Annotated in this window: 2 protein-coding genes; both read left to right on the top strand. The window is 68.7% G+C overall.

All coding sequences use genetic code 11. The features are described from left to right. The first annotated feature begins 314 nt into the window (after window positions 1–314). The gene (locus MJ777_RS22130; protein ID WP_239313326.1) at window positions 315–743 is read left to right on the top strand and encodes a Fur family transcriptional regulator; all 429 of its coding nucleotides are present in this window, start codon (window positions 315–317) and stop codon (window positions 741–743) included. A gap of 62 nt (window positions 744–805) precedes the next feature. Further along, a complete protein-coding gene (gene katG, locus MJ777_RS22125) occupies window positions 806–3,010 on the top strand; it encodes a catalase/peroxidase HPI (protein ID WP_239313324.1) in 2,205 nt (734 codons plus the stop codon). Window positions 3,011–3,471: the final 461 nt, after the last annotated feature.

Genomic DNA, 3,471 nt, shown 5'->3' with positions numbered 1-3,471 from the left:
TTCCGGCGGCGACCACTAAGTGGCATTGGCCTATGCATGCGGCTCGATATCCGCCGACGGGAAAGATCTTCCGCCGGCCTCCGGGAGATCTCCTCCCGCCCGGCGAACATCCACTCCTTGCCGCGCACGCGGTCTCCGATCAGTGGACACCAGTGCTACCAGGCCCGATGCGCTGACTCCCCGAAACCGCACCCGGCACGACCATGCGGCGCCGAAGGCGGCGCGCTTGGCAGCGCGCTTGGCGGCACGCCCACACCGTCCTCGGATCGAATCAAATTCTTGACTAGTTCAATTTATGGGAGGAGGGTCTTCTCGTGGAGACAGAAGCGGCGACGGCGGCCTTGCGGGGAGCGGGGCTGCGCGTCACGGCACCGCGGCTCGCGGTGCTCGGCGCGCTGAGCAACCACGCCCACCTGACAGCCGACACGATCGCGACCTCGGTGCGCGAGCGCCTCGGCGCGGTGTCGACCCAGGCGGTCTACGACAACCTGGAGGTGCTGCTGATCGCGGGGCTTGTCCGGCGGATCGAGCCGGCCGGCAGCCCAGCGCGGTTCGAGCTGCGGGTCGGCGACAACCATCACCACCTGGTGTGCCGTGGGTGTGGCCTGGTCGTAGACACCGACTGCGCCGTAGGTGACCCGCCCTGCCTGACGCCTTCCGACGACAACGGCTTCACGGTCGACGAGGCCGAGGTCATCTACTGGGGCCGATGCCCCGCCTGCTCCACCGCAACCAGTTCCTGAGCACACCCTCCGATCCCGGAAGGATTCCCGTGTCTGACACTCCGAACGCCGTTGTGGGAGAGATGAACAACGAGGAGAGCGCAGGCGGGTGCCCCGTCTCCGCCGGGCGCCGCAATCACCCGACCGAGGGCGCGGGGAACCGCGACTGGTGGCCGAACCAGCTCAACCTGAAGATCCTCCGAAAGCACCCAGCCGTGGCCAACCCCATGGACGAGGACTTCGACTACGCCGCGGCGTTCGCCACCGTCGACCTCGATGCCCTGCGCAGCGACGTCGAGGAGGTGATGACGACGTCGCGGGACTGGTGGCCGGCGGACTACGGCCACTACGGGCCGCTGTTCATCCGGATGGCGTGGCACAGCGCGGGCACCTACCGCATCAGTGACGGCCGCGGCGGCGCCGGTGCCGGCATGCAGCGCTTCGCACCCCTCAACAGTTGGCCGGACAATGCCAGCCTCGACAAAGCACGCAGGCTGCTCTGGCCGGTCAAGAAGAAGTATGGCCGCGCGCTTTCGTGGGCCGACTTGATGATCTTCGCGGGCAACTGCGCCCTCGAGTCGATGGGCTTCAAGACCTTCGGCTTCGGCGGCGGCCGGGCGGACGTCTGGGAGCCCGACGAGGACGTCTACTGGGGTCCCGAGCGCACCTGGCTCGGCGACGAGCGGTACACCGGCGACCGGGAGCTCGAGAACCCGCTGGGCGCCGTCCAGATGGGCCTGATCTACGTAAACCCCGAGGGCCCGAACGGCGTTCCGGACCCGCTCGCCGCGGCCCGGGACATCCGCGAGACCTTCCGGCGGATGGCGATGAACGACGAGGAAACCGTCGCGCTGATCGTGGGCGGGCACTCGTTCGGCAAGACCCACGGCGCGGCGGACGCGGACCGCTACGTCGGCCCGGAGCCCGAGGCCGCTCCCCTCGAGGAGCAGGGCCTGGGCTGGCTGAACGGCTACGGCAGCGGCAAGGGCGGGGACGCGATCACCAGCGGGCTCGAGGGTGCGTGGACGCCCACCCCGGTGACGTGGGACAACAGTTTCTTGGAGACCCTGTTCGGCTACGACTGGGAGCAGGTGGAGAGCCCCGCCGGGGCGAAGCAGTGGAAGCCGAAGGACGGCGCCGGGGCCGGCACCGTGCCGGACGCCCATGACCCCTCGAAGTCGCACGCCCCGACGATGCTGACGACGGACCTCTCGCTGCGGGTGGACCCAATCTACGAGCCGATCTCGCGGCGCTTCCTGGAGAACCCGGACCAGCTCGCGGACGCGTTCGCCCGAGCCTGGTTCAAGCTGACGCACCGCGACATGGGGCCGATCGCGCGTTACCTCGGGCCGCTGGTCCCGCGGGAGACGCTGATATGGCAGGACCCCGTCCCCGCGGTGCGACACGAGCTGATCGGGGCCGCGGAGATCGCCGCGCTCACCGGCCAGATCCTCGGTTCGGGGCTGTCCGTCTCCCAGCTCGTCTCCACCGCGTGGGCGTCGGCCTCGACGTTCCGCGGGAGTGACAAGCGCGGCGGGGCGAACGGGGCGCGCGTCCGGCTCGAGCCCCAGCGCGGCTGGGAGGCTAACGACCCCGACGAGCTGGCGACGGTGCTGCGCACCCTGGAGGGGATCCAGGAAGCCTTCAACGGCGCCCAGAGCGGGGGGAAGCGGGTCTCGCTCGCCGACCTCATCGTGCTCGGCGGGTGCGCCGCCGTCGAGCAGGCCGCGAAGAATGCCGGCCACCCGGTCGAGGTGCCCTTCACCCCGGGCCGCACGGACGCGTCGCAGGAGCAGACCGACGTGGAGTCCTTCGCCGCGCTCGAGCCGGCCGTGGACGGGTTCCGCAACTACCGCGGGAAGGGTCACTGGCTGCCGAGTGAGTACCTGCTGATCGACCGCGCGAACCTGCTGACCCTGAGCGCGCCCGAGATGACCGTCCTCGTGGGTGGCCTGCGCGTCCTGGGCGCGAACCACCAGCGGTCCCCGCTGGGCGTCTTCACCTCGTCGCCCGGGTCGCTGACCAACGACTTCTTCGTAAACCTGCTGGACATGGGTACGGAGTGGAAGGCGACGTCCGAAGACGCGGAGACCTTCGAGGGCCGCGACTCCGCCACGGGCGCGGTCACCTGGACCGGCAGCCGCGTCGACCTCGTCTTCGGCTCGAATTCCGAGTTGCGCGCCATCGCCGAGGTCTACGCGAGCGACGACGCGCGGGAGACGTTCGTGCGCGACTTCGTGGCCGCGTGGGACAAGGTCATGAACCTCGACCGGTATGACCTCGCCTGATCCCGATGCCTGATCCCGATGTCTCGATCGGCCGCCCGCCGGCCGATCGAGACATCCTCGACCTCGACAGAGCACACAACGCCGCAATCATCGTCAACCGGCTCCTCGTCCCGCTCACCGCCGACCGGTCCCAGGCCCCGCCTGAACTCCGCCAGGCGCTACGCACCCTCGACCACCACGTCAACCGGACGGACGCCAGGCTGCGGCATGCTCTGTTGATGCTCTTCGGATGCGTCCCTCCGGCAGACGATGATCACAAGTCGGTTGCACAACTTCGCGATCCCGTCAAGCGATCCAATCTTGATCGACATCCAGAACCTCCGACGCGCCGACGAAACGGGGAGGTTCTGACAAAGATCGATAACCCTGCGACCTGCACAAACGTAAACGATCAATCTTTTGGATCAGTTTATCCACAGCCCCCGCCGGGAGGTTCTGGAAGGATCTTGCAAAGCCGCAGG

The sequence above is a fragment of the Protofrankia sp. Cj5 genome (assembly GCF_917627405.1).
GTDB lineage: Bacteria > Actinomycetota > Actinomycetes > Frankiales > Frankiaceae > Protofrankia.
This window is presented reverse-complemented; position numbering and strand designations above follow the sequence as displayed.